This is a genomic window from Falsiroseomonas sp. E2-1-a20 (assembly GCF_051433195.1).
Taxonomy (GTDB): Bacteria; Pseudomonadota; Alphaproteobacteria; order Acetobacterales; family Acetobacteraceae; genus Falsiroseomonas.
Window position 1 is genome coordinate 114,091 of sequence record NZ_JBHMFT010000013.1, and the last position, 26,122, is coordinate 140,212.

The 26,122-nt window shown below is 74.2% G+C and carries 14 protein-coding genes; 4 read left to right on the plus strand and 10 right to left on the minus strand.

Going from position 1 to position 26,122, the window contains the following annotated elements; all coding sequences use genetic code 11:
- Positions 1 to 5 precede the first annotated feature (5 nt).
- The 4 genes from ACFHPP_RS17045 to ACFHPP_RS17060 form a co-directional block, all read right to left on the minus strand.
- Positions 6 to 7,322: an SDR family NAD(P)-dependent oxidoreductase gene (locus ACFHPP_RS17045; protein ID WP_437164437.1), complete on the minus strand. Its 7,317-nt coding sequence runs from the start codon at positions 7,320 to 7,322 to the stop codon at positions 6 to 8.
- Between the two features lie 27 nt (positions 7,323 to 7,349).
- Positions 7,350 to 8,618 (minus strand): glycosyltransferase family 4 protein, encoded by a 1,269-nt coding sequence (locus tag ACFHPP_RS17050; RefSeq protein WP_437164438.1) that lies wholly within the window; start codon positions 8,616 to 8,618, stop codon positions 7,350 to 7,352.
- Between the two features lie 214 nt (positions 8,619 to 8,832).
- Positions 8,833 to 9,852: a C-terminal binding protein gene (locus tag ACFHPP_RS17055; RefSeq protein WP_437164439.1), complete on the minus strand. Its 1,020-nt coding sequence runs from the start codon at positions 9,850 to 9,852 to the stop codon at positions 8,833 to 8,835.
- 127 nt (positions 9,853 to 9,979) lie between these two features.
- Positions 9,980 to 13,210: an Rne/Rng family ribonuclease gene (locus ACFHPP_RS17060; RefSeq protein WP_437164440.1), complete on the minus strand. Its 3,231-nt coding sequence runs from the start codon at positions 13,208 to 13,210 to the stop codon at positions 9,980 to 9,982.
- A gap of 817 nt (positions 13,211 to 14,027) precedes the next feature.
- Here ACFHPP_RS17060 and ACFHPP_RS17065 point away from each other — a divergent pair.
- Entirely contained in the window at positions 14,028 to 15,134 is a 1,107-nt protein-coding gene (locus ACFHPP_RS17065; protein WP_437164441.1) for an N-acetylmuramoyl-L-alanine amidase, read from the plus strand.
- Between the two features lie 118 nt (positions 15,135 to 15,252).
- On the plus strand, positions 15,253 to 17,844 hold the full coding sequence (locus ACFHPP_RS17070) for a penicillin-binding protein 1A (protein ID WP_437164442.1): 2,592 nt from the start codon (positions 15,253 to 15,255) through the stop codon (positions 17,842 to 17,844).
- Positions 17,845 to 17,963: 119 nt separating this feature from the next.
- On the opposite strand, the gene ACFHPP_RS17075 is transcribed toward ACFHPP_RS17070, so the two are convergent.
- The 5 genes from ACFHPP_RS17075 to ACFHPP_RS17095 form a co-directional block, all read right to left on the minus strand.
- The gene (locus tag ACFHPP_RS17075; RefSeq protein ID WP_437164443.1) at positions 17,964 to 18,923 is read right to left on the minus strand and encodes a Bug family tripartite tricarboxylate transporter substrate binding protein; all 960 of its coding nucleotides are present in this window, start codon (positions 18,921 to 18,923) and stop codon (positions 17,964 to 17,966) included.
- Between the two features lie 25 nt (positions 18,924 to 18,948).
- Positions 18,949 to 20,529, minus strand: a complete 1,581-nt coding sequence (gene mdlC, locus ACFHPP_RS17080) for a benzoylformate decarboxylase (RefSeq protein ID WP_437164444.1) — start codon at positions 20,527 to 20,529, stop codon at positions 18,949 to 18,951.
- Between the two features lie 63 nt (positions 20,530 to 20,592).
- Positions 20,593 to 21,519: a dihydroorotate dehydrogenase gene (locus tag ACFHPP_RS17085; protein ID WP_437164445.1), complete on the minus strand. Its 927-nt coding sequence runs from the start codon at positions 21,517 to 21,519 to the stop codon at positions 20,593 to 20,595.
- A complete protein-coding gene (locus tag ACFHPP_RS17090) occupies positions 21,513 to 22,331 on the minus strand; it encodes a dihydroorotate dehydrogenase electron transfer subunit (RefSeq protein WP_437164446.1) in 819 nt (272 codons plus the stop codon). Before ACFHPP_RS17090 ends, ACFHPP_RS17085 begins: the two co-directional genes overlap by 7 nt.
- Before the next feature lie 5 nt (positions 22,332 to 22,336).
- The gene (locus tag ACFHPP_RS17095) at positions 22,337 to 23,359 is read right to left on the minus strand and encodes a hypothetical protein (protein WP_437164447.1); all 1,023 of its coding nucleotides are present in this window, start codon (positions 23,357 to 23,359) and stop codon (positions 22,337 to 22,339) included.
- A gap of 98 nt (positions 23,360 to 23,457) precedes the next feature.
- On the opposite strand from ACFHPP_RS17095, the gene ACFHPP_RS17100 reads away from it, so the two are divergent.
- Together ACFHPP_RS17100 and ACFHPP_RS17105 are read left to right on the plus strand one after the other, a co-directional pair.
- A complete protein-coding gene (locus ACFHPP_RS17100) occupies positions 23,458 to 24,759 on the plus strand; it encodes a hydantoinase/carbamoylase family amidase (protein ID WP_437164448.1) in 1,302 nt (433 codons plus the stop codon).
- Positions 24,756 to 25,436 carry an orotate phosphoribosyltransferase gene (locus tag ACFHPP_RS17105; RefSeq protein ID WP_437164449.1) on the plus strand — a complete coding sequence of 227 codons (681 nt, stop codon included), beginning with the start codon at positions 24,756 to 24,758 and terminating at the stop codon, positions 25,434 to 25,436. Before ACFHPP_RS17100 ends, ACFHPP_RS17105 begins: the two co-directional genes overlap by 4 nt.
- Positions 25,437 to 25,449: 13 nt before the next feature.
- Here ACFHPP_RS17105 and ACFHPP_RS17110 read toward each other — a convergent pair whose 3' ends face one another.
- Complete coding sequence (locus tag ACFHPP_RS17110; protein ID WP_437164450.1) at positions 25,450 to 26,004, minus strand: zinc-ribbon domain-containing protein; 555 nt, start codon at positions 26,002 to 26,004, stop codon at positions 25,450 to 25,452.
- Positions 26,005 to 26,122 lie beyond the last annotated feature (118 nt).

The following is a 26,122-nucleotide window of genomic DNA, read 5'->3' on the forward strand; positions in this document are numbered from 1 at the left end:
CTCGCCTACTCGGCCGCCTGCACGGCATCCACGCTCGGCTCGAAGGATTCCATCAGGGTCGAGATGGTCACCTCGTCGCCGGCCGGGGCCAGGGCGGCTTCCGCGATCTGCCGCGCCAGGGCACCCACCGTCAACTCCTCCGTCAGCGCCGCCAGCGCCACCTGCACGCCAAGCCGCTGTTCCAGCCCGCCGCGCAACTCCAGCGCGCCCAGGCTGTCGAGGCCGAGGCCGGTCACCGCCGCCTCCGCCGGCACGGCATCCGGCGGCAGCCGCAGGATGCGGGCGATCTCCTCCGTCACCAGGCGCAGGATCACCGCCTCGGCCTCCGCCCGCGGCAGGTTGGGCAGACGTGCGCGCAGATCCTCGGCCGCGGCGGGGGCCTCGGTGCCGGCCAGCGCCGCCAGCATCGGCTCCGCCATGATCGGCAGGGCGAGCCGGCCCTCCCCGGTGGACAGCCGCACCAGCAGCGGCGCCGCTTCCCCGGCCGCCAGCAGCGCCGGCAGGGCGGACAGCGCGGCCTCCGCGTCCATCCCGGCGACGCCGAGGCGACGGTTCAGCTTCTCCGCCTTCTCGCGGTCATCGGCCAGCATCCCGACATCGGCGATCGGCCCCCAGGCCACGGCGAGCGCCGGGCGGCCGGCAGCGCGCCGGCGGCGGGCCAGCGCCTCCAGCGCCGCATTGGCGGCGACGTAGTTCGCCTGGCCGGGATTGCCGAAGGCGGTGGTGGCGGAGCTGAACAGCAGGAACAGCGTCAGCGGATCGCCCGCCGTCAGCCGGTCCAGGTTCTCCGCCGCCTGCAGCTTCGGCGCCAGCACGCGGCGGAAGCGCGCGGCATCCATCGCCGTGGCGGCGCCGTCATCCAGCACCGCCGCGGCATGCACCACGCCGCCGATCGGCCGCGCTGCGCGGATCTTTGCCAAGGTCGCGGCGAGTGCCTCGGCGTCCGTGGCATCGCAGGCGTGGATGGCGGCGCGGGCGCCGAGCGCCGCCAACGCGCGCAGCGCGTCGCTGTCCCCGGTCCCGCCGTGGCGCCCGACCAGCGCCAGGTGTTTCGCACCTTGGCGCGCCAGCCAGCTTGCTGTGGCCAGGCCGAAGCCCCGGGTGCCACCGACCACGACGATCGTCTGGTCCGCGGCCGGCGCCCAGGCGGCCGGTGCGGCCGGGCGTTCGGCCGGCGGGCGGATCACCAGCTTGCCGATATGCGCCGAGGCCTGGAGCGTGCGGAACGCCGCCTCCACCTCCTCCGGCCCGAACAGCGCATGCGGCAGCGGCCGCAGCGAGCCATCCTGCAACCGGTCCCGCACCTGGCCCAGCAGCCGCGCCGCCTGGGCCGGCCGGGCGCGCGGCAATTCATCGACATCGACGGCGAAGTAGCTGGCGTTGCGGCGCAGCGTGCGGATCGGCGCGCGGCGATTTTCCACGTAGTCCCGCTTGCCGAGTTCGACAAAGCGCCCGAACGGCTTCACCAGCCCCATCGAGCGTTCCATCGCCTCCCCGGCCAGGGAGTTCAGCACCACGTCCACGCCATCCGGCCACGCCGCGCGCAACTGGTCGGCGAAGCCCGGGTCGCGGCTGTCCAGCACCAGTTCGGCGCCGAGCGCGCGCAGGAAGGCGCGCTTGGCCGGGCTGCCGGCGGTCATCGCGATGCGCGCGCCGAGCCCCTGCGCCACCTGCGCCGCCGCCAGCCCCACCGCGCCGGCGCCGCCATGGATCAGCACCGTCTCCCCGGCCTGCAGGTCGGCGCAGGTCTCCAGCGCATGCAGCGCCGTCATGAAGGCGACGGGAATGGTGGCGGCCTCGACCGGGTCCAGCCCCTCCGGCAGCGCCGCGATCGCCTCGACCCGGGTGATGACGCGGGCCGCGAGCGCACCGGGAGCGAAGCCGAAGACGCGCGTGCCCGGGCGCAGCGCCACGCCGGCCCCGACCGACTCGACCACGCCGGCGCATTCCATGCCGAGGGTGGGCCCGGCGAAGCCGGCTTCCAGCACTTCCTCCGGCAGCAGCCCCTGCGCCCACATCAGGTCGCGGAAATTCAGCCCGGCCGCCTCGACGCGCAGCGCGACCTCGCCCGGCCCCGGCCGGCGCTGCGGCGCCGCCTGCCAGGCCAGCGTCCCAAGCCGTCCGGGCTGGAGGATGCCGAGCGACAGCGGCCCGCCGGGCGGCGGCGTGGCCAGGCCGGGTTGCAGCCGCGGCACCAGCCGCGCATCCGGGCCGAGCGTCACCTCCGCCTCGCCGCCTGGCGGCGCCTGGTCGAGTTCGGCGGCCAGGCGGCGCGCCGCGGCTTCCGGCGCCAGGCCCGGCGCCAGGTCGATGCGGCGTGCGTGCAGCGCCGGCATCTCGTTCGCCAGCACCCGCGCCAGTCCGACCAGCGCCGCGGCTTCCGGCACGTGGCGTCCCTCGGCCGGCTGCTGCCCGCCCTGGGTCACCAGCACGAAGCCGGCGGTGCCGCTCGCCGCCTCGGCCAGCCGGGTCACGGCGGCCAGCGTCTCGGCCAGCGCCGGTGCCTCGGGCGCGGCCAGGACTAGCAGGCGGCTGCCGCGCAGGTCTTTCGGTGTGACACCCAGCGGCCCACTGTCCACCTGCGCGCCGCGCCGCAGCAGCCGCGCGGCCAGCGCCTGGGCCAGCGGGGCGGAGGCGGCATCGTGCAGGATAAGGCTGCGCGGCGGCGCCGGCGGTGCGGCGGCCGGCGGCGGCGGCTGCTCGGCGGCCAGCAGCAATGCCGGCCAGGGGGCGCAGCCCAGCGGTTCCGCCAATGCCGCCCGGAAGCCCGATTCGGCCAGCCGGCCGAGCCACAGCGCCACATCCGGCAGCGCCCCGCCGGCCGAGCCGCCCACCGCATCCGGCCCGAGCCCGGTCCACCAGGCCGGGTCCTGGCCGCAGGCGAAGGTCCAGACCCGGCCGGGCAGCGGTTCCACCAGCAGCAACGCGCCGCCTTCCGCCAGCGCCGGGCGCAGCGCGGCGGCCAGGGCGGAACCCGCCCTTGCGCGGGCCGCCGGCGCCAAGCCGATGACGATGTCCGCAACCAATGGCGGCGGACCGGCCAGGGACATCGCCAGTGGATCCCACACGACGCCGCGGATCTCGCTGCCCGGCGGCATCCCCTGCGGCAGTTCGGGCAGCGCGACGCGCCCCTCCCCGGCCGCGACATAGACCAGCGCGCGGCCGAGCGGCGCCAGCCGGGCCAGCACGCGCCGCGCCAGCACGCCGCTGGCGGTGCCGACTTCCAGGATGCGCAGCGGCCGGGTTTCTGGCCAGGCGGCGGCCAGGGCGCCGACGGCCGCCGCCAGCGCCTCCGCCAGCCGGGCGAAACCCTCGCCCTGCGCGGGCGGCGGCGCCGGGTCGCGCCGCGTGCCGCGCAGCGCCTCCGGCAGGTGTTCCGCCGCCTCCGCGATCCAGGCGAGGTCGAGTGCCAGGCCCGGCTGCTCGGCCAGCACCGAACGCCAGATTTCCGCGGCGTCCGGCAGCGCGCTGTCGGGTAGCAGGCGGATGCCGCCCGCACCCCCCTTCGCCGCCGGCTCCGCCGCACCATCCTCGACCAGCGCGCGGCGCAGGAAGGCCTCGTAGGCAGAGGCCTCGGCGGTTCCGTGCAGGGTGGCGTCGGCGGCATAGAGACCCTGCGCCGCGGCGGCGACATGCGCCTCCAGCAGCAGCGCGGCTTCCGTCAGGTCGAGCCCGGCGGCCGCGGCGCGCGCGGCCTCCACCGCCGGCGCCAGGGCCGGCGCGGGCGGCGGGCCCTCCGCCGCCGGGGCCAGCCCGATGCGGTAGGCCCAGTCCAGCGCCGCATCGGCGTTGGGCAGGGCGAAGCGCTGGAACACCGCATCCTCGATGCGCGCCACCACCTGGCCGAGCGCATCGCGCAGCACGATGCGTGCGGTGGCGGAGCGCACGCCGCGCCGCAGCAGCGTCACCTCCGCCGCCACGGCCGGCGCGGCGCCGGGCTGCGCCACCAGCCGTCCGAAGCGCACCGGCACGAGGCCCGTGCCGGGCGGCGGCGGGCTGTCGGCCAGCAGGCCGAACAGCCCCTGCATGGCGCCGTCCAGCCGCGAGGGGTGCAGCAGGAAACCGGCATCCGGCGGTGCGCTGTCCGGCAGCACCAAGCGGACGCGAAGCTGCCCGGCCACGGCGGTCGGGGCGACATGCTCCACCGCGGCGAAGGCCGGGCCATAGGTCAGGCCGAGCCCTGCGGCGACAGCGCGCAGCGCCGCACCCTCCATCGGCCGCACCCGGGCGGCATGGCCCGGAACAGCCTCCGGCGGCGGCAGCGCGGCGGCCGTCGCGGCGCGCAACTCGCCTTCCGCATGCAGCGCCCAGGCTTCCTCGGACAGCCGGCGGCGCCCCTCGATGCGGAACAGGCCGGAGGCCGCCTCCAGCGTGCAGCGGAACTCCCGCGCCCGGCCCTGCTCCAGCGTCGCGGCGCGCAGGATGCGGAACTCCGCCACCTCCAGCACCGCGGCCTCCGGGAAACGGGTGCGGGCCGCGGCGAGCGCCATGTCCAGCATGGCGGCGGCCGGCAGTACCGCATCCGGGCCAAGCCGGTGGTCGGCCAGCCAGGGCATCTCCTCGGTGTCCAGCGACCGCGACCACACCCCCGGCTCCCGCCGGAAGCCGAGCAGCGGGTGGTCCTGCACCGGATCGACCAGGCGCACCGCCTCCACCGTCCCGGCATACCAGGCGGGCTTGCGGTCGAAGGGCGTCAGCGGCAGCCGAAGCGCCGTAGGTCCGGCGAAGGCCGGGCCACCGCGCGGGTCGGCGCCGGCGGCGAAGGCGCGGTCGGCGATTCCGGGGAACGGGTCGGCCTCCTCCGCATCGCGCCGGCTGAGGCTGACCAGGTTCGCCGCATCGACCGAAGCCGCCCGCGCCGTCTCCCGCAGGTAGGATTGCAGCACCGGGTGCGGGCCAATTTCCAGGAACAGCCGCGCGCCCTGCGCGATCGCCGTCCGCACCGCCGGCTCGAACCGCACCGGCTGGCGTAGGTTGCGCCACCAGTAGACCGGGCCGGCCGCCTCCGCCGCCAGCAGTTCCCCGGTCACGGTCGAGACCATCGGCAGGCAGCCGGGCTGCGCCGCCAGCCCCAGCAGGTCCGAGAGAAGACCCTCACGCACGCCATCCATGGCGGCGCTGTGGAAGGCGAAATCGAGGTCCAGCGCCTTGCAGGCGAGGCGCCGCGCCTCCGCCGCCACCTGCACCTGTTCCAGCGCCGTGGAGGAACCAGCCAGCGTCACCGCGGCCGGGCCATTGAGCGCGGCGATCTCCACCTGCGCGGCGAGGCCCAGCTCGGCCAGCAGCGCCGCCGCCTCCGCCGCCGTGGCGTTCAACGCCGCCATGCGGCCCTGGCCCCGCGTCCGCTGCTGCTGGCGGGACCGTGCGACGACCAGCCGCGCGGCGGCGGGCAGGTCGAGCAGCCCGGCGGCATGGGCGGCCGCGACCTCCCCCACCGAATGGCCCAGCACGATGTCCGGCCGCAGCCCCTCCGCCGCCAGCGCCCGCAGGCTGGCGACCTGGATGGCGAACAGCAGCGGCTGCGCCACGTCGGTATCGGCCAGCGCCGCCTCGGTCACGCCCGCGCGCAGCCGCGCCAGCGGCGACCAGGCGAGCAGCGGCGCCAGTGCCGCATCCACCGCGCGCATCCCGGCGCGGAACGGCGCGGACTGCGCCAGCGCGGCGCGCGCCATGCCGGCATGCTGCGCGCCATTGCCGCTGAAGACGAAGCACAACCCGCCGGTGGCCGTGGCGATGCCATCCGTCGCGCCCTCCGGCCGGTCGCCGGGGCGGCGCCAGGCGGCGATCCGCGCGGCCAGCGCCGCGCCATCCGGCGCCCGCAGCGCCAGCCGGTGCGGGTGCAGGTCGCGCTGCCGGGCGGCGCCGCGCGCCAGCGCCGCGACCTCCCCGGGCCCCGCCGCCGCCAATCGCCTCTCCCACTGCGCCGCCAGCGCCGACAGCGCGGCGGCGGAGTGGGCCGAGATCAGCAGCGGCGGCATCGGCCCGGGCTTCGCCGGCCGCGCCACCCGCAGCGGCGCCGGGCCGAGCAGGACGGAGGCGTTGGTGCCGCCGAAGCCGAAGGAGTTCACCCCCACCACCGGCTCGGCGATCTCCGCCATCGGCTCCAGCGCCGCCGGCACGCGGATGTTCAGCGCGTCGAAATCGATGTTCGGGTTGTGCCGGCCCTGGTGCAGCGTGGCCGGCACCTGCCGCCTCTCCAGCACCAGCAGTGCCTTCAGCAGCCCGGCGACGCCGGAGGCCGGCTCCAGGTGGCCGATATTGGACTTGATGGAGCCGACCGGCAGCGGCGCCGCGCGGCCGGCCGCCGCCTGCCCGATCGCCCAGGCCTCGACCGGGTCGCCCGCCTGGGTGCCGGTGCCATGCGCCTCGAAATAGGCCAGCCGGTCCGGCGTGACGCCGGCATCCGCCATCACCTGGCGGATCAGCCTGGCCTGGCTGTCGCGGTTCGGCAGCGAAAGCCCGATGCTGTGCCCGACGGCGGAGACGCCGCTGGCCAGGATCACGCCGCGGATCGCATCCCTCGCCGCCAACGCCGCGTCCAGCGGCTTGAGCAGCAGCGCGGCGGCGCCTTCCGCCCGCACATAGCCATCTGCCTCCGCCGCGAAGGCGCGGCAGCGCCCGGTGGGGGACAGCATCCCGGCGCGGGAGAAGCCGACGAAGGAGAACGGCGAGAGCAGCATCTGCACCCCCGCCACCACCGCCGCCTCCAGCCGCCCCTCCGCCAGCGCCCGGCAGGCGGCGTGCAGGGCCACGAGCGAGGAGGCGCAGGCGGTATCGATGGTCTCCGCCGGGCCGCGCAGGTCGAACACGTTGGTCAGCCGGTTGGCCAGGATCGACAGCGCGTTGCCGGTCATGAAGTAGCGGTCGGCGGCGCTGTGGTCGAACAGCTGCAGGTCGCCATAGTCGGTCGAGGAACCACCGACGAAGACGCCGACCTCGCGCCCCGCAAGCGCCGAGGCGGGGCAGCCGGCATCCTCGAAGGCCTGCGCGGTGACTTCCAGCAGCACGCGCTGCTGCGGGTCCATCTCCGCCGCCTCGCGCGGGGAGATCCCGAAGGCCGCCGCATCGAAGGCCCGCGCATCGCCGATGCTGCCGGCGGCGAAGGTGTAGCTGCGGCCGGGCTCGCCGCGTCGCGGGTGCAGGAAGGCCGCCTGGTTGAAGCGGTCCGCCGGCAGCGTTGAAACCGCGTCGGTGCCAGCCTCCAGCAGAGACCACAGCGCATCCGGGTCCGCGGCTCCGGGCAACCGGCAGCCCATGCCGAGGATGGCGATGGGCGTGGCGGGGCGATCCGGGGCCGCCCGGGAGGAGCGGGCGGATCTCATCGCAGGGTCAGCCTCGAAGCCGGGGGTTCATGGCACGCCCTCGTCGCGGCGGCCGAGGCTGGGTACCGCCATCTGGCGCTGCGGCGCGGCAACATCACGCGGCTCCGCCGGGCGGTGCAGCAGGTTGTGGAACAGCCGGTCGACCTCGAGGAAGTGGTCCTCCCAGCTGGGCGGCCGCCAGTTCGTCATCCGGCCCAGCTGGGCGCGGCGGCTGGCGCTGTCCGGGCGGGCGTAGTCGAGCACGGCGGCGCGCCACGCCATGCCGTCCAGCGGATCCAGGTAGTCCGGCACCTGCCGCCCCACCTCGCGCAGCGCCGGCAGGTCGGAGGACAGCGCCGGCACGCCGAGCGCCAGCGCTTCCGCCAGCGGCAGGCCAAATCCCTCGGCGAAGGACGGAAACAGCAGGGCGCGGGCGCCACGCAGCAGGGACGCCACCTCGCGGTCCGGCAGCGAACCCGATTCCCGCACCAGGCCATCCAGGGCGGAACACCGCTCCAGCATGTCGAGGATGTTCTCGTTCTCCCACCCGCGGCGTCCGACGACGACCAGGCGCGGCGCGGCGCCGCCCAGGGTGTTGGCGAATTGCCGCCACAGGTTCAGCAGCAGCAGGTGGTTCTTGCGCGGCTCGATGGTGCCGAGTGCCACGAAATAGGGCCGCAGCGCCACCGGCGGCGCGTCGACGGAAGGCGGCGACACGCCAAGCGGCGCGACCGAGATCAGCGGCCGGTCCTGCCGCGCCGCCAGCCAGGGTGCCAGTTCCACCGCCGTGGCCGCGGAATTGACGATGATGGCGTCCGCCAGGGCGGCCGTGGTGATGATGCGGCGCTTGTGCGTCTCGGCCTGGCCGGCGCGGGCGAATTCGGGATGCACAAGGGGGATCAGGTCGTGGATCAGCGGCACGAAGTGGCAGCCGTTGCGCCGCATGCCGGCAATACGGCCGGGCCGTTCCAGGGCCCGGTGCGACACCAGCAGGAACGCCTTGGGGCCGGGCCGGCGCAGCGCCTCGTTCAGCGCCGCGCGGCCGAAGGGCAGGGAAAGCCGCGCACGCCGGGCGGCCCCACTTGCCAGCCGCGTGCCACTCTCCCAGCTTTCCTCCAGCGCCACCACCAGCTCCCGCACCAGGGAGGTCGGCAGGGCGGAAAAGCCGAGCAGCGGAACTTCGGCGATGAAGGTGCAGGGCCCGGCCTCACCGCTGGCCCAGTGCCGGGCATAGGCCAGTTCAACCCGATCGATTCCCGAAGGCGCCGGCCGGTTGGCCACGGACAGGAGCCTGGAGACATCGAGGAAGACCTGCACGCTGAGCAATCTCCTCGCTCCGCCCTGCCGGAAGACTGCCGGTGAGACGACCCAGTTGGATGCACACGGCCTTGTGCGGTGTGCAGCGCAACAATGAACAGTATCGCGTGCGCTGATGCCTCACAAGTGTGTGTTGTTTATCGCTCTGGGTCAATCTCTTTTTTTCAACGCAATCCGGAACGAAGTCCGGATGCGGGGAGGTTCCAATCGAACCTCAGCCCTGATCCGGACGTATGACGTTGGTGGTAAGGCCTTCCACCAGCACGTCCCGCATCGTCTCGGCGCTTTTCCGGCGGATATCGAGCCAGGCTTCCGGCGTGTGGAAGGCGCTGTGCGGCGTGATGACGACGCGGCCGACCAGCCAGGGCTCCCGCGCCCGATAGGCCGCCAGCAGCGCCGGCACGGGCTCGACCGGCGGCTCCACCGGGATGACGTCGAGTCCGGCGCCGGCGATGCGGCCGGAGCGCAGCCCGGCCTCCAGCGCCGCGATGTCGAGGCTGGTGCCGCGCGCGGTGTTCACCACCACGGCGCCTTCCGGAAGCCAGGCCAACTCGCGCGCGCCGATCATGCCGCGCGTCTCCCGCGTATCCGGCGCGTGGATCGACAGCACGTCGGCGCCGCGCATCAACTCCTCCAGCGTCCGGCAGCGGGTGATGCCCAGCGCACGATCGACGCCGTTCGGCAGATGCGGGTCGTAGAAGCGCACCTTGAAGCCGAAGGCCTTGGCCCGCAGCGCCACCGCCGTGCCGATGCGGCCGAGACCCACGATGCCGAAGCCCTGCACCTCCGCCCGCCGGATCAGCGCGCTGTCGACGTAGCGCCAGGGTGCGGGCGGATCCGCGCGCTGCAGGTCGTGGTGCAGGAACAGGCCGCGGCGCAGGCCGAGCGCCAGTGAGATGGCGTGGTCCGCGACTTCCTGCGTGCCGTAGTCCGGCACGTTGCAGACGGTGATGCCGCGCGCGGCGCAGGCGGCGCGGTCCAGGCGGTCGTAGCCGACCCCCATGCGCACCACCACGCGCAGCTTCGGGAAGCGGGCGATATCGGCCGGGCGCAGCCAGTGGCGGAAGATCAGCAGGCCATCGACCTTGGCGCAGAGATCATCGGGCAGCGCATCCAGCGACCCGTCATGCGGCGCACCGCCATGGAGGATCTCGACGCCGGGGCCGAACACCTCCTGCTCCAGCAGCGTGTCCGGGTACATGCCCTCGGGTTCGAGGACGGTCAGTTGCGCCACGGTCTGGTTTTCCCTCTGCACCTGCCGTCCGGGTTGCAGGACGGCGGCGCATCCTTGCCCTTGACGCAGCGAGGGGGCAACCGGGCGGGCGCTGCATCGCAACGCCCGCCCGGCAATCAGGCCGGCTTCAGCTGCGCCACCAGCCCCGCTTGCGCGGCAGGTCGGCCACGGCACCTTCGCCGAGCACGATCGGCGCGACGGGCGGCGCCACCGTGGGCTCGTTGGGCGTGGGTTCGGCGGGTGTGGCCGCCTCGGGCGCCACCGCCGGCGCCGCGACCGGTGCCTCGACCGGCACCACGACCGGCTCGGACAGCGCCGATTCGGCCGGAGCCTCCGGCTGCACCGGCGCGACCGGCTCGGCCACCGCGGGCTCGACCGTCACGGCCTCCACCGGATCCGACTCGGCCGGCGTCGCCGCGACCGCAGCGATCTCAGCGGCCGGCACCTCGACCATTGCGGCCTGGACCGGCACCGGCACCGGAGCACGCGGGGCTGGCTGGGGCGGCGTGGCACGGCGGGTCGTCACGGCGCGCTCGGCAGCCTGCTCGGCCGCCTCCATCGCCATGAAGATGTCGTCCATGTGCCCGGCGAAGGGGTCCGCCGGGGTTGGCGCACGGCGCGGTGGCGGCGGGGCCTGCGGCAGGGTCGGCATCGGCGCCGCCATGGCAGGGGGCTGCGCGGCCTGGTCCGCTTCCGCGGACGCCTCGCCTTCCTCGCGCCGGCGACGGCCACCGCGGCGGCCGCGACGGCGGCGGCGCGCCGCCTCGTCCTCCTCGCCCTCCTCGGCCTGCGCGTCGGGCGCGGCAGCCTCGGCTGTGCCCTCGGGCGCATCAGCCACGGCAATGCCCTCGGCGGTCTCCTCGCCGTCCTCGCCCTCATCCTCGGCGGCACCGGACTCAGCGGAACCGGACTCAGCGGAACCGGGCTGGCCCGCCTGGCCCTCGACCCCGTCGCGACGCCCGCCACGGCGGCGGCGGCGGCGCTTGCGGCGGGCGGCGTCGCCCTCGGCGCCCTCGGCCGCGCGTTCCGGCCTGGCCTCGGCGGCGGGCACCGGCCGCGGCTCGGTCTCCTCCGGCAGCGCCTCCGGCTCCAGCTCCTCGATCTCCGCCGGCTCCTCGGCGAAGTCCTGGGTGGCTTCGGGCGCGTAGTCCATGCGCAGCGCGGAGGGACGCTCCGGCATCGCATCCGGGTTGGCGGCGCGGGTGCGCTCGATGCGCAGCGCCGGCGGGATCAGCGTGTCGTCCGGCTGCACCATGACGCGCATGTCGAAGCGCTGCTCGATCTGGCCGAGCCGCTCGCGCTTCAGGTTCAGCAGCCACAGCATCACCGGCATGGCGACATGCACCACGATCTCGGCGGCACGGCGCTTGGCGCCTTCCTCCTCGATCGCGCGCAGCACCTGCAGCCCGCTGGATTCCACGCTGCGCACGAGGCCGCGGCCCTGGCAATGCGAGCAGGCGACGTAGGCGTGTTCCACCACGGAGGGCCGCAGCCGCTGGCGGGACATCTCCAGCAGGCCGAAATGGCTGATCCGGCCGACCTGGATGCGGGCCCGGTCCTGCTTCAGGGCCTCCTTCAGCCGGCGTTCGACCATGGCGTCGTTGCGCGACGATTCCATGTCGATGAAGTCGATGACGATCAGCCCGGCGAGATCCCGCAGGCGAAGCTGGCGCGCCACCTCATCCGCCGCTTCCAGGTTGGTGCGCAGCGCGGTGTCCTCGATGTGCCGGTCGCGCGTGGCGCGGCCCGAGTTCACGTCGATGGAGACCAGCGCCTCGGTCTGGTTGATGACGATGTAGCCGCCGGACTTGAGCTGCACGTTCGGGCTGTGCATGGCATCGAGCTGCGCATCGACGCCGAAGCGGGCGAACAGCGGCACGCCGTCGCGCACCGGCTTGATGCGGTTCACATGCTGCGGCATCAGCATGCGCATGAAGTCGCGGGCTTCCTGGTAGGCGTCCTCGCCCTCGATATGCACGTCCTCGACATCGCGGCCGTAGACGTCGCGGATCGAGCGCTTGATGAGGTCCGCCTCCTCGTAGATCAGCGCCGGCGCGGTGCTGGCAAAGGTGCGTTCGCGGATGTTGTCCCACAGCCGCAGCAGGTATTCGCAGTCCCGCTTGATCTCGGGCTTCGGCCGCTGCGCGCCGGCGGTACGGACGATCAGGGACATGCCCTGCGGCAGTTGCTGCTCGTCGATGATCTCGCGCAGCCGCTTGCGGTCGCCGGCGGAGGTGATCTTGCGGGACACGCCGCCGCCGCGCGGGGAGTTCGGCATCAGCACGGAGAAGCGGCCGGCGAGCGAGATGTAGGTGGTCAGCGCGGCACCCTTTCCGCCGCGTTCCTCCTTCACCACCTGGATCAGCATGATCTGGCGGCGCTTGATGACCTCCTGGATCTTGTAGTGGCGCAGGAAGCGCGGCGGGATGCGGCGTTCGCGCGCATCATCCTCGGTGCTGCCGCCGAGCGATTCCGGCGGCGGTGCCTCGGAGTTGCCGACGCTCTCGACATCATCCTCCTGGCGCGGACGATCCCGGTCGCCGCCCCGGTCACCACCGCGCTCGCGGCCACGGCCACGGCCGCCGCGATCCTGCCGCCCGCGGCCTTCGCGGCTGCGCTCGCGCGGGCGCCCCTCGGGCGCACCCTCGCGTGCCACGGCCTCATCCTCGGAGCCGTTCTCCTCGCCGGCATCGTCCGCGTCGCCGGCCTCGCCCTGCGACTCGGCCTCGCCGTCCTGCTGGTCGCGCGCCGCCTCCAGGTTCTCCTGGCGCTCCGCGGCCAGTTCAGCCTCCTCGGCGGCATCGCGCGCCTCGGCCTCGATCGGGGCTGCCACCGGCACGCCGTCCTCGGGCAGGGCCGTGCCCTCATGCGGCACCGTCGCCTCGGCGGCCTCAGCCTCCAGCGCGGCGAGGTCGGGGGCGGAGACGCGCTCCACCTCGATCGCCATGGGCATGGCGGTGCCAAAATCCTCCGGCGCCTCGGACTCGCCCGATTCGAGGGCATTGGTCAGCGCCGCGTCGCCGTCGCGGGCGGCCTCCTCGGCCTCCTCGCGTTCCTGTTCCTCGCGCGCCTCGGCCTGCTGCATCTCGATCAGGCGCTGCCGGTCGGCGACGGGCAACTGGTAGTAGTCCGGGTGGATCTCGCTGAAGGCGAGGAAGCCGTGCCGGTTGCCGCCGTATTCGACGAAGGCGGCCTGCAGGCTGGGTTCGACCCGCACGACGCGGGCCAGGTAGATGTTGCCCTTGAGGGGCATCTTGTTCGCCGACTCGATGTCGAAGGCTTCGAGCCGGTTGCCATCCAGCACCACCACCCGTGTCTCTTCGGGGTGGGATGCGTCGATCAGCATGCGCTTGGTCATGGAGGAGGGGACTCCGCACCGCGCTGGCCAGGGTTGAACCCGATGGGCCGGCTGCGGCGGCAGGTGGTGGCGGGGCCCGTGACGAGGCGGATCGGCGGCAGGAAATCACCCATGCGGCGGCGATCCGGTCCTTGTCGCGGCGGGCCGGTCCCGGGCATGGCCCGGGGCGACGACCCTGTTGGGTTCAGTGGGATCGATGCACCAGGGAATCCCTGGCAGACCGGTCCCGGCGGGCGCGCCTCGCGCTGCCCCGGAAACCCTTCGGCCGACACGCCCCGGGCCTTGCGCCGAGTGGGGCGCGGAAGGCCAAGTCTGGGGCGCCGGTCGCAGGCGCAATCGGGCTGGCGGCAGTCCTGCTGGCGCATCCTGTCCCACGCATCCACGCGAGGGCGAACGGAATGGCCGCGCAGGGTCCGCGCCGGCGAGGCCTGCATCGCGGCACCTGGCGAAACGCGGCATCGGGAACGGATCCCGAAGCCCTGCCAGGCATCCGACCTGTCTCCCGCAACCTGCCTGCCGCGGTGACGCGGGCGAAGGCGAGGCCATGGGCGGCCGTACGACACGCAAACCCAGCCGGCGGCGTCTGCCACCGGGGCGGGTCACCATAGGCGGCCCGTCCCCACTTCACAAGGCGCCACGCCGGACGCCGCCGCCGATCTCATCCGCCGTCTGAACCCGCGCTGGCAAGCACCGGGCCGGATGTGGCATTCTGCCGGCGGGCGCGGCACCGGGGGGTGGTCCGGCCCGCCGCATCCGGCTTTCGGAGGCGGCCCTGTACCCGGAACCAGGGGTCCGCACCATGTTTGGTCGCCGCGCCTTGGCGAGTCTGCTTCTCGGCCTCGCCGCCTTGCCGAAACCTGCTGGCGCCGCCGTCACCGGCGCAACATTGCAGGCCGATGGCGCGGTCACGCGCCTGATCCTCGCCGTGCCGGATGGCGCCACCTGGCGCGTGGTCGCGGCGCGCAGCCCGAACCGCATCCTGGTGGAACTGCCCGGCCAGGCCTGGCGCATCCGGTCCAGCCTGCCCGGCGCCGGGCGGGTGCGCGCGGCGCGGCTGGAGCGTGGGCGGATGCGGCTGGACCTGTCCGCCCCCGTCGCGCTGCGCAGCGCGCAGGCCTCGGGCGGGCGGCTGGTGATCGAGCTGGTGCCCGGCACCGCCGCCGGATTCGCCCGCCTCGCCGCCGGCGGGCGCGCCATCGCGGAAGGTGGCGGGCGTGCCGGGCTGCCGCTGGTGGTGCTGGACCCCGGCCATGGCGGCCGCGACCCCGGCGCCATCGGCCGCAGCGGCACCCAGGAGAAGCGCGTGGTGCTGGCCGCCGCGCAGTCGCTGCGCCGGGTGCTGGAATCGGGCGGCCGCTGCCGGGTGGCGATGACCCGCACCAACGACCGCTTCGTGCCGCTCGCCGGCCGCGTGGAATTCGCCCGGCGGCGGGAGGCCGCCTTGTTCGTCTCGCTCCACGCCGACAGCGCGCCGGGTGCCCGCGGTGCCAGCGTCTACACGCTCGGCGAATCCTCGGACCAGTTGGCCGGTGCCCTGGCGCGGCGGGAGAACCTGGCCGACCGCGCCGGCGGGCTGCGCCTGCCGCCGGTGCCGCCGGAGGTCCAGGCCATCCTGATGTCCCTGGTCCGCGCCGAGACCCGCATCGGCAGCGCCCGCATGGCGCAGCATGTGGTGGCCGAACTGCGGCCGGACGTGCCGCTGCTGCCCAACACCCACCGCCAGGCCGGGTTCATGGTGCTGAAGGCGCCGGACGTGCCGGCGGTGCTGGTGGAGATGGGCTTCCTGTCCGACCCCCGGGACGAGGCGGCGCTGCGCCGGCCGGAGCACCGGGCGAAGCTCGCCACCGCGCTCGGCCGCGCCATCCATGGCTGGCTCGACCAGCGCCAGCACACCGGGCACCCCATGGGGTCCAGCCTGGGATAGCGGCAGGGCCCTGGCAGCGGCAGCCCTGCGACACAAACTAGAGGATGCCGCCTTGTTGCGGGGCAGCATCCGGTGCTTGGCATGTGCCGCCTGCGGCGAGACAGTGTATGGGGAGCCCATGGACACCCACGACCTCCGCGCCGAAGGCCCCCTGGTCGGCCGCCGCCCCGCGAATGCCAGCCCGGAGCCCGGCACCACCCCGCCGCGCCCGCCGAAGCCGCCCAAGGCGCCGAAGACCCCGCGCCGCCGCGGCTGGTTCGGCGGCACGATCGGCTTCCTGTTCAAGACCGTGCTGGTGCTGACCGTCGCCATCGGCCTGACCGGCGCCGGTGCCGCCTATGCGCTGTACCGCTCGGCCGCCGCCGAACTGCCGGACTATCGCTGGCTGGCGGACTACCAGGCGCCGCAGATGAGCCGCATCTACGCCGACGACAGCCGCCTGATGGCCGAACTGGCGCAGGAACGCCGCGTCTTCGTGCCGATCGAGGCGATTCCCCAGCGCGTGCAGCAGGCCTTCATCTCGGCCGAGGACCAGCGCTTCTGGACCCATTACGGCGTCGATCCCATGGGCATCGCGCGCACCGTGGTGACCAACCTGGAACAGCTCGGCTCCGGCCGGCGCATGGCGGGTGCCTCCACCATCACCCAGCAGGTCGCCAAGAACATGCTGGTCGGCAACGACCGCACGCTGATGCGCAAGGTGCGGGAGGCGATCCTGGCGCTGCGCATCGAACAGGCGATGCCGAAGGCGCGCATCCTGGAAATCTACCTGAACGAGATCTTCCTGGGCCAGCAGGCCTATGGCGTGGCCGCCGCGGCGCAGAACTACTTCAACAAGTCGCTGGACGAGCTTTCCCTGGCCGAAGCCGCCTTCCTGGCGGCGCTGCCCAAGGCGCCGAACAACTACAACCCCGCCCGCTTCCCGGAAGCCGCGCGCGGCCGGCGGGACTGGGTGATCGACCGCATGGCGCAGGACAACGCCATCACCGTGGCGGACGCCTCCCGCGCCAAGGCGGACCCGCTGGAGCCGCGCCCGCAGCGCCGCCCGGACGTGGTGCCGGTCGGCCAGTACTTCACCGAGGAAGTCCGGCGCGAGCTGGTGGCGCGCTTCGGCGCGGACCAGACCACCATGGGCGGCCTGGTGGTGCGGACCTCGCTGGACCCGATTTTGCAGGCGGAGGCGGAACGCTCCCTGCGCGACGGCCTGCTGGCCTATGACCGCCGCCGTGGCGGCTGGCGCGGCCCGGTGGCGCGCATCTCCGCCAGCCCGACCGAATGGCTGCCCGCCTTGCAGGCGCAGGCCCGCCCGCCCGGCGCCATGCCGGACTGGCGCGTCGCCGTGGCGCTGGAAGTGCGGGACCGCGAGGCGCGCATGGCCTGGCTGGAACGCCCGGCCGGCGGCGCCGCCGCGCAGCCGCGCACCGGCACCCTGAACTTTGCCGAGATCTCCGGCTGGGCCCGCCCGGTGCGCGACGGCCGCGTCGGCGGCGCGCCGCGGCGGATGCAGGACGTGCTGGCGCCCGGCGACGTGGTGATGGTGGAGATGCTGCCCGCCACGCCCGCCGAAGGCCGCACCCCGGCCCGCCCGGAACGCCTGACGCTCCGCCAGATGCCGGAGGCCGAGGGCGCCGTGGTGGCGCTGGACCCCAACACCGGCCGCGTGCTGGCCATGGTCGGCGGCTGGTCCTTCGAGCGGTCGTGGTTCAACCGCGCCACCCAGGCGCAGCGCCAGCCCGGCTCCTCCTTCAAGCCCTATGTCTACCTGGCGGGGCTGGAGGCCGGCATCCCGCCGAACCAGCTACTTCTTGATGCACCGGTGGAGCTGATGACGCCGCAGGGCATCTGGCGACCGGGCAACTACGGCGGCGGCGCGCCGCAGGGCTGGGTCACCATGCGCAGCGCGCTGGAGCGCAGCCTGAACCTGGTGACCGTGCGCCTCGCCCAGCAGGTCGGCATGCCGGCGGTGGCGGAGGTGGCGGCGCGCTTCGGCGTCATCCAGAACATGCCGCGCGTGCTGGCGATGTCGCTCGGCGCCGGGGAGACCACGGTGCTGCGCCAGGCGGCGGGCTATGCCAGCTTCGTCAATGGCGGGCGGCAGGTGACGCCGACACTGATCGACAGCGTGCAGGACCGGCTCGGCCGGCTGGTCTGGCGCACCGATGCGCGGGAATGCGCGGCGTGCGCCACCGAGAATGGCGGAAGGCCGCCGGAGCTGACCGAGACGCGCCGGCAGGTGACGGACCCGGTCTCCGCCTTCCAGATGACCAGCATGTTGCAGGGCGTGGTGCAGCGCGGCACCGGCGCCCGGGCCGGCGCCGGGCTGAACCGGCCGGTGGCGGGCAAGACCGGCACGACGGATGATTTCAAGGACAACTGGTTTGTCGGCTTCACGCCGGACCTCGTGGTGGCGGTGTGGGTCGGCCATGACGATCCGCGCAGCCTGGGCAATGGCGAGACCGGCGGCAGCAACGCCGCGCTGATCTTCCGCGACGTGATGGCGGCGGCGCTCGGCGACAGCCCGCCGATTCCGTTCCGCGCGCCGCCGGGCGTGGCGCTGGTGCGGGTGCAGACCTCGAACGGCCAGTCGATCTTCGAGGCGTTCAAGCCCGGCACCGAGAACAGCGCCCGCCCGCCGGTGGACCCCCTGGCCGGCGACAGCCCGGCCACCGCGGCGGCGAGTGCCGACAGCAATTTGGGCGGGTTGTATTGAGGGTATGGCTCTAGGTCGCCGAGCGCGCGGCATAGACCGCGGGCCGCATTCGCGGCCTCGGCCGCCTGCGGCGGCCGCAAGTCGCTCCTCATCTGGGACGCTGCGACGCGCCGACGCTGCTATTGAGCGGTGATCCCGGCGGCACGGATCACCGGTTCCAGCACCGCCTTCTCCCGCGCGATGAGGGCGGCGAATGCCTCCGGCGAGCCGCCGCCGAGCACCGCCCCCTGCTGCGCCAGCCGGCCGCCGATGGCGGGGTCGCGCAGCGCCAGCGTGATCTCCTCCGCCAGTCGCCGGATGATGGGCTCCGGCGTGCCGGCCGGGGCCACCATGCCGAAGGCGGTGCCGAAGACCAGGTCGATGCCGGCCTCCCCCATCGTCGGCACGTCCGGCAGTTGCGGCAGCCGCTGCGGCGTCGCGGCGGCCAGCGCCCGCACCTGTCCTCCGGTGATCTGGCCGAGGATGTTGGGCAGGTTGTCGATCACCAGGTCGATCTGCCCGGCAATCAGGTCCGTGATGGCCATGGCCGCGCCGCGGTAGGGCACATGCTGGATGTCCGTGCCGGTGGTGCGCTTGAACAGCTCCAGCGCCAGATGAAGGCTGGTGCCGGGGCCGGCGGACCCGCCCGTCAGTACGCCCGGCCGCGCCTTCGCGGCCTCCACCACCTGCTGCACGGTCCGCCACGGCTTCGTGGCGCCGACGCACAGCACCTTCGGCGTGCTGGCCAGCAGCACGATGGGCGCGAAGGCGGTCTGCGTGTCGAAGGGCATGCTGCGGTAGATGAACTGGTTCACCGCGACCGGGCCGAGCGAACTCGCCAGCAGCGTGTAGCCATCCGGCGCCGATTTCGCCGCCGCATCGGCGCCGATGTTGCCGCCCGCGCCGGCCCGGTTCTCCACCACCACCGGCTGGCCCAGCCGTTCCGTGAGCCGCTGGGAAATGCTGCGCGCCAGCACATCCACCAGCCCGCCCGGCGGGAACGGCACGATGAGCCGCACCGGCCGCGAGGGCCAGGCCTGCGCAAGCGCCGGCGTGGCGAGGGTGGCGGATGCGAGGAGGAGGCGGCGGCTGATCGGCATGGCGTTGCTCCCTGCGGCCCGTTGGTCAGGCCTTGTGGTAGAGGGTGGGGATCGCGGCATCGACCACGACCTCCACCAGCATCGGTCCCGGCGCTTGGCAGGCCTCGCGCAGCGCCGCGTCCAGCAAGCCAGGGTCGGAGACGCGGATCGCCGGGCAGCCCATGCCGCAGGCGATCTGCACGAAGTCGAGCCCCGGCAGGTCGATCCCCGGCACGTCCCGCACCTGCATCGCCTGGCCGATCGATCGCATGGCGCCGTAGCCGCCGTTGTTGATGACCACGGTGGTGACCTTCAGGCCGTGCTGCACGGCGGTCCACAGCGCCTGCGGCGAATACATCATCGACCCGTCGCCGATCAGGCAGACCACGCGTTGTTCCGGCTTGGCCAGCGCCACCCCGATGGCCGCCGGCAGCGAATAGCCCAACCCGCCGCTGGCCATGGTGAAGAAGCTGCCCCAGCGCGTGCGCGGCATCTGTGCCTGCATGGCGGGGCGGTGGGACGGCGCTTCCTCGACCAGGATCGCATCCGCGGGCATCGCCGCGTGCAGCCGGGCCAGCAGGAAAGCCGCTGGGATCGGATCTTTCCGAATCGGCGGCGCGGCTGGTTGACGTCGCGGCGGCGGCGCGCGGGACACTTCCGGCATCGCCGCGTGCAGCGCCGGGATGGCAAACCGCAGGCTGCCGAGGATGCTGGTGCCGGCGGGGGCGGAGGCGGCGGTCGCCTCGTCGGTGGTCAGGTGGAAGATCGGCACGTCGCTGCGGAAGACGCCGGCGACGTGGAAGGTGAAGACGGGGGCGCCGACCACCAGCACGCAGTCATGGGGTGCCAGCGCCTCGGACACCGCCTGCGGCGCGGCGGCCAGGAAGCCGGCGAACAGCGGGTGGTCCTCGGGGAAGGCGAGGCGGGCGCAGAAGGGGCTGGTGAGCACCGGCGCGCCGATGTGCTCCGCCAGCGCCACCATCGCGGGGCCGACGCCTTCCTGGTCCACCTCCGGCCCGATCACCAGCACCGGGCGGCGCGCCGCCGCGATGGCCCGCGCCGCCTGGTCGATCAGCGCCGGGTCGGGCGCACTGTCCGGCGAAAGAACGCGCGCCTGCGGCACCTCGCACTGCGCCGACCAGTCATCCGCCGGGATCGAGACGAAGGTCGGGCCGCAGGGCTTCCGCATCGCGATCCGGAAGGCCTGGGCGATGGCGGCGGGCACGTCTTCCGCCCGCGCCGGCTCGATGCTGAACTTCACATAGGGGCGCGGGAAGGCAGCGGCCTCCGTCGCGCCGAGGAAGGGCTGGTTCGGCAGCAGCGCGCGCACCTGCTGGCCGGCGGTGATGACCATCGGCGCCTGGTTGCGATGCGCCGTGAAGACATTGCCCAGGGCGTGGCCGACGCCCGCCGCCGAATGCAGGTTGACGAAGGCCGCCATGCCGGTCGCCCGCGCATAGCCATCCGCCATCCCGACGACGCAGGCTTCCTGCAGGCCGAGCACGTAGCGGAAATCCGCCGGCCAGCGATCCAGGAAGGGCAGTTCGGTGGAGCCCGGGTTGCCGAACACCGTGGTGACGCCCAGCGAGCGCAGCAGGTCCAGCGTCGCCTCGCGCACCGTGGGCATCAGTCTTCGCTCCCCTTTCCGGCCAGCATAGGGTGGGCCGTCGCCGCGCGGCAATCGGCGGCGCTATTCGGCCGCGTGCCGCCGCCCCGGCAGCGCCAGGCCGGTCAGGTCCGAGACGCGGCCAAATCCCTTGCGGGTGCAGAAGGCCGAGAGCCCCGCCAGCACCTCGGGCATGGCGTTCGGGCTGACGAAGCTGGCGGTGCCGACCTGCACGGCGGTGGCGCCGGCCATCAGGAACTCCACTGCATCCGCGGCCGTCGCAATGCCGCCGACGCCGATGACGGGAATCCGCACCGCCTGCGCGCATTGCCAGACCAGGCGCAGCGCGATCGGCTTGAAGGCCGGGCCGGAGAACCCGCCCATCCCTGCCCCCAGCTTCGGGATCATCTTCTCGATGTCGATGGCAATTCCCAAAATCGTGTTGGCGACCACCACCGCCTCGGCCCCCGCCGCCTCCACGGCTTGCGCGACGGCGGCGATATCGGCGGTGTTGGGCGACAGCTTGGCCCAGATCGGCAGGTCGCAGGCGGCGCGCATCGCGGCGATCGCGGCGGCGGCGCTTTCGGGATGCATGGCGAAGGCGCGGCCATCCTCCTCCAGATTGGGGCAGGAGATGTTGGCCTCGATGGCGGCGATGCCGGGCGTGGCGGCGATGCGCGCGGCGGCCTGCGCGAAAGCCGCGACGGTGTCGGCGGACAGCGAGACCACCAGCGGCGGCCGGAAGCGCCGCCACTCCGGCACCGCATGTGCCAGGAAATGGTCGAGCCCCTTGCCGGGGATGCCGATGGAATTCAGCACGCCCGCCTCGGTCTCGCACAGCCGCGGCAGCGGATTGCCCGCGCGCGGCTGCGGCGTGACGGATTTCGTCACCAACGCACCGAGCGCGTCGAGGTCGAAAACCTGGGCCAGTTCCGGCCCGAAAGTGCCCGACGCCGGCATCACCGGATTGGCCAGCGTCAGCCGACCGATGCGGACGGCCAGTTCTACCACGCCAGCGCCGCCTGGAGGTCGAAGACCGGGCCCTCGGTGCAGACGCGCAGGTTCTGCACGGTGCCGTCCTCGCCCCGGACCTGCCGCACGCAGCAGAAGCACATGCCGAGGCCGCAGCCCATCTGCTGTTCCAGCGCGATCTGCCCCGGAATCCCCTGTTCCGCCGCCAGCCTCTGCAGCAGCATGAACAGCCGGTTGGAGCCGCAGGTGAACACCGCATCCGGCCGCGCCTGCGCGACGTCCTGGCGTAGCAGCGCCTCCACCGCCGGCACGGCGCTGCCGCCGTCGCTGTCGAAGACGGCGGTGATGGCGGCACCCGATGCGCCGGCGAATTCCGCCTGCATCAGGTCCGCGGGGTCCTGCGCCGACAGCACCGCCCGCACCGCGATGCCCCGCGCCGCCGCGGCCTCCGTCAGCGGCGCCAGCGTGGCGAGGCCGACGCCGCGCGCCAGGATCAGGATGCGCCGCCAGTCCGGCGCGAGCACGAACCCCTGGCCGAGCGGCCCGACCATCGAGAGCCGATCCCCCGCCCGCAGCGCCGCCAGCGCCGCCGTGCCGCGCCCCTTCACATGGAACAGGAAGCCGAGCGGCTGGTCCGGCCCGCAGCGCCAGATGCTCATCGGCCGCCGCAGATACGGCCCCTGGCCACCCGCATCGCGGCACAGCAGGTGAAAGAACTGGCCGGGCCGGCTGCGCGCCGAAAGATCCGGCGCGTCCAGCAGCAGGCGGTGGTAGCGCCGCCCGACCGGCGCGCTGTCCAGCACCCGCGCCGCGCGTTCCGCAACCGGGAAATCCGCTGGCCCGGTATCCATGGATCCTATCGCAGGCTGCGGTTGCGCCGCGGGGTCGGGCCGCGGAAGCGGGTGGCGGCGGCCTCGCCGAGCGGGAAGCGCAGGCCGAGCCGCCGCAACCGCGCCTTGCGCCAGGCGATGCCGGCCAGCGCCAGGTCGCCCGTCGCCATGCCCTGCAGCACCGCCAGCACATTCTGCCCCGGCTTCTCCCGCCCCGTCGCCAGCCCCGCCGCGACCAGGCCGAGGTCGGTGCCGAGCCGCTGCGCCAGCGCCTCCGCCGTCACCGCGCCGGCAGCGATCCAGGCGCCGAGGTTGCCGCCCGCCGCGGCGAAATCGTCGCTGTCCACCACGAAGCGCTGCGCCCAGCCGGTCAGCACATCCGCCGCCACATCGGCCTCCCCCAGCGCGACGACGGTGGCGCCGGGGCGCAGATCGGCGGCGTGCAGCAGGGGCGTGGTGGCGCCGCTCAGCGTGATGACGATGTCGGACTGCGCAGCCGCCGCCGCCGCGCTGTCCGCGGGGTGCAGCGCCATCTTGGCCTGGTGCGCCGCGCAGAATTCCGCCACCGCCTCCGGCCGCCGCGACGCGACGTGCAGCGCGGCGAGGCCGGGCAGCGCCTCCGCCAGCACCGCCGGCAGTTGCGCCGCGATGCGCCCGGCGCCGATCAGCGCGGCCGTTGTCACGCCCGGCGTCGCCAGCATCCGCGCCGCCAGCGCCGCCGTCGTGGCGGTCCGCAGCGCGCGCAGCCAGGACGCCTCGATCAGCGCCAGCGGCCGGCCCTCCAGATCCGCGAGCCAGATCCAGTCCCGGGCATTCGTGCCGCGCGACAGGATGCGGAAGCCGGCCAGCCCGTCCTCCGCCAGCACGGCGCCCTTCACCGAGAATCCGGCAGCCGGCGTGGCGAGCGACAGGGCCGCGGGCCGGGACAGCACCTGTCGTGCCGTGCCGTGCTCGCGCCAGGCAGCCTCGATGGCGTCGAGCGCCTCGGCCGGGGTGACCAGGCCGTCGGCCTCGCCGGCGCGGAGGATGAGGAAGTCGTCGGTGTCCATGCGCTGCCCGGGCCAATGCCTGTCGATGGTGGGGCGCCGCGACGGCGATGCCAAGGGCCGAGGCTTGCGGCGCCGACAGGCCTGCGCGAGCATCCGCCATGGACCTGCCCCAACAGGGCGCGATCCCGCCCATCGCGCCGGACCTCGCCGAGCTCGCGCAGCGCCTGTTCGAGGAATTGCGCGCGGCGGACCATGACGGCGTCGGCATCACGCGGCAGACCTATGGCCTGGCGGAAACCGCGGCGATGCGGCGGATCGAGGCGGTGGCCGAACGGGCCGGGCTCGCCACGGATTGGGACGCCGCCGCGAACCTGCGGATCAGCCTGCCCGGCACCGATCCCACCCTGCCCGCCGCCGCCTGCGGCTCGCACCTGGACAGCGTGCCGCAGGGCGGCAATTTCGACGGTGCGGCAGGCGTCATCGCCGGGCTGCTCGCCCTGCTGGCGGCGCAGCGCGCCGGGCCGCGGCCGCGCACATTGCTGCTGCTGGTGATGCGCGGCGAGGAAAGCGCCTGGTTCGGGCGGCCCTATCTCGGCTCCTCCGCCCTGTTCGGCAGCTTCGACCCGCGCTGGCTCGACCTGCCCTGCCTGCAGGACTCCTCCCTGCTGCTGCGCGACGCCATGCAGGGCGAGGGTGCGGACACCGAGGCGATCGCGCGCGGCACCAGGCTGCTGGACCCGGCGCGGCTCTCGCATTTCGTCGAACTGCATATCGAGCAGGGGCCGGTGATGGTGGCGCGCGGCGTGCCGGTGGGCCTGGTCTCCGGCATCCGTGGCAACCACCGCCACCCGGCGGCGCGCTGCGTGGGCGAGGCCGCCCATTCCGGCGCGGTGCCGCGCTGGCTGCGGCGCGATGCGGTGCTGGGCGCGGCCGACCTCGCCATGCGCCTCGATGCCAGCTGGCGCACCCTGCTGGAACGCGGCGAGGACCTGGTGATGACCTTCGGCATCTTCACGACGGACCCGCGCGAGCATGCGATGACGCGCGTGCCCGGCGAGGTGCGCTTCACCCTGGAATACCGCAGCGAAAGCGAGCGCACCCTGGACGATTTCCTGGAACTGGCCGAGGCCGAGGCGGCCGAGATCGCGCGCGAGCGCCGCGTGCGGATCGAACTCGGCCCGGCGGTGCGCACCCCGCCGGCGGTGATGGACTTTCGTTTGTTGACCCACGCCCAGCGTCTCTGTGCGGCTGCGGGCATGCCGCATGAGACGCTCGCCAGCGGCGCCGGCCACGATGCGGCGATTTTTGCGGGCGCCGGCGTGCCCGCCGGCATGGTGTTCGTGCGCAACGAGCACGGCAGCCACAACCCGCGCGAGGCGATGGAGTTTTCCGACTTCCTCGCCGGCGCCGCGGTGCTGCAGGCGCTGTTGCTGACGGGCGCGGAGGCTTTGGGCCGATGAGCCTGGACCGGAAGGCCATCGGCCGACGCACGGCGCGCATCCTGCTGGACACGGGCAGCATCCTGCTGCGGCCCGACCGGCCCTTCATGCTGTCCTCCGGCTGGGCCAGCCCGGCCTACCTGGACATGCCGCGCGCCCTGTCGCTTCCCCTCGCCCGCCGCGCGCTGCTGGATGGCGCGGAGGCGCGCATCCTGGAGGAAGTGGGCTTCGACGGCTTCGATGCCGTGGCCGCCACGGAACAGGGCGGCATCGCCATCGGCGCCATGCTGGCCGAGCGCTTTCACCTGCCCTTCGTCACGGTGCGGCGGCGCGCGCAGGGCTTCGGCGCGGACGCGCATATCGAGGGCGCGCTGCGGCCCGGCGCGCGCACGCTGCTGGTCAGCGACGTCACCACCGATGGCCGCAGCAAGGCCGGCTACAGCCGCGCCCTGGCGCGCGCGGGGGCGGAGGTGACGACGATCTTCGTGCTGTTCAAATGGGGCATCTTCGATCGCGTGGTGACCGACATCGCCGATATCGGCGCCAGCCTGTTCGCGCTCGCGACCTGGGAGGATGTGCTGCCGGAGGCCGAGGCGCGCGGCACCTGGCCGCCCGCGACGCTGGCCGAACTGCGCCGCTACCTCGCCGACCCCTTCGCCTGGTCCGCCGCGCATGGCGGCCTGCCGGCGCCGGTGTGATGCACAAGCCGGTTCAGGTCAGGCCGAGCAGCGCATAGACCCGGAGCGCCGGCGGCCAGGCGGCGACGATCTCGGCCTGGTAGGCGTAGGCGGCGTAGCCCGCGCCCGCCAGCACCGCGATGGTCAGCAGCCAGCCGACCAGGGTGAAGCGGTCCGGCGGGCTGGCCGGCGCATCGCGCAGCCGGCCCTGCGCGCGGGTCTCGGGAATCGGTGGCAGCGTGGGGGCCGGCGGAGGCTCGGCGGCGGGCCTGGGTGCCGGCGGCTTGTCCGCCGCCATCTTTTCGGCGAGGCGCGGGGGGGGGCTCGGCAGCGGCGGGGCCGGTGCCGTGGCGAGCTTCGCCCGCAGCAGATCCGCCGCGGCCGGCGCGCTGCCGGCGGCGGAGGACGGCTCGGCGCGCCCGGCTGCCGCCCCAGGCCCGGTCGCCACGCCGGGCAGGGCCGCCGCCCCCGGCAGGGCCGCCTGGAACTGGTGCCCGCAACGGGCGCAGCGCAGCCGGCGCGGCCCTGTGGCAAGCGCCGTATCGGGCACCTCATAGGCGGCGTCGCATTTTGGACAGGAAATTCGCATGCAGACACAGTTTTGAAGCGCCGCGTCGGCCGCGTCCAGCCGTGAACCGGCGTTCCGCCCCGCACGGTTGCATCAGCAGCGCGCAATTTGGTGCCGCGCCCGGCGCGCAGCAATTTGG

What these genes read in the sequence shown, in the direction of transcription:
- ACFHPP_RS17045 (WP_437164437.1), bottom strand. Translation starts at nt 7,322, where the DNA reads ATGAGATCCGCCCGCTCCTCCCGGGCGGCCCCGGATCGCCCCGCCACG.
- ACFHPP_RS17060 (WP_437164440.1), bottom strand. Translation starts at nt 13,210, where the DNA reads ATGACCAAGCGCATGCTGATCGACGCATCCCACCCCGAAGAGACACGG.
- ACFHPP_RS17070 (WP_437164442.1), top strand. Translation starts at nt 15,253, where the DNA reads ATGGACACCCACGACCTCCGCGCCGAAGGCCCCCTGGTCGGCCGCCGC.
- ACFHPP_RS17075 (WP_437164443.1), bottom strand. Translation starts at nt 18,923, where the DNA reads ATGCCGATCAGCCGCCGCCTCCTCCTCGCATCCGCCACCCTCGCCACG.
- mdlC (WP_437164444.1), bottom strand. Translation starts at nt 20,529, where the DNA reads ATGCCCACGGTGCGCGAGGCGACGCTGGACCTGCTGCGCTCGCTGGGC.
- ACFHPP_RS17090 (WP_437164446.1), bottom strand. Translation starts at nt 22,331, where the DNA reads ATGGATACCGGGCCAGCGGATTTCCCGGTTGCGGAACGCGCGGCGCGG.
- ACFHPP_RS17095 (WP_437164447.1), bottom strand. Translation starts at nt 23,359, where the DNA reads ATGGACACCGACGACTTCCTCATCCTCCGCGCCGGCGAGGCCGACGGC.
- ACFHPP_RS17100 (WP_437164448.1), top strand. Translation starts at nt 23,458, where the DNA reads ATGGACCTGCCCCAACAGGGCGCGATCCCGCCCATCGCGCCGGACCTC.
- ACFHPP_RS17105 (WP_437164449.1), top strand. Translation starts at nt 24,756, where the DNA reads ATGAGCCTGGACCGGAAGGCCATCGGCCGACGCACGGCGCGCATCCTG.
- ACFHPP_RS17110 (WP_437164450.1), bottom strand. Translation starts at nt 26,004, where the DNA reads ATGCGAATTTCCTGTCCAAAATGCGACGCCGCCTATGAGGTGCCCGAT.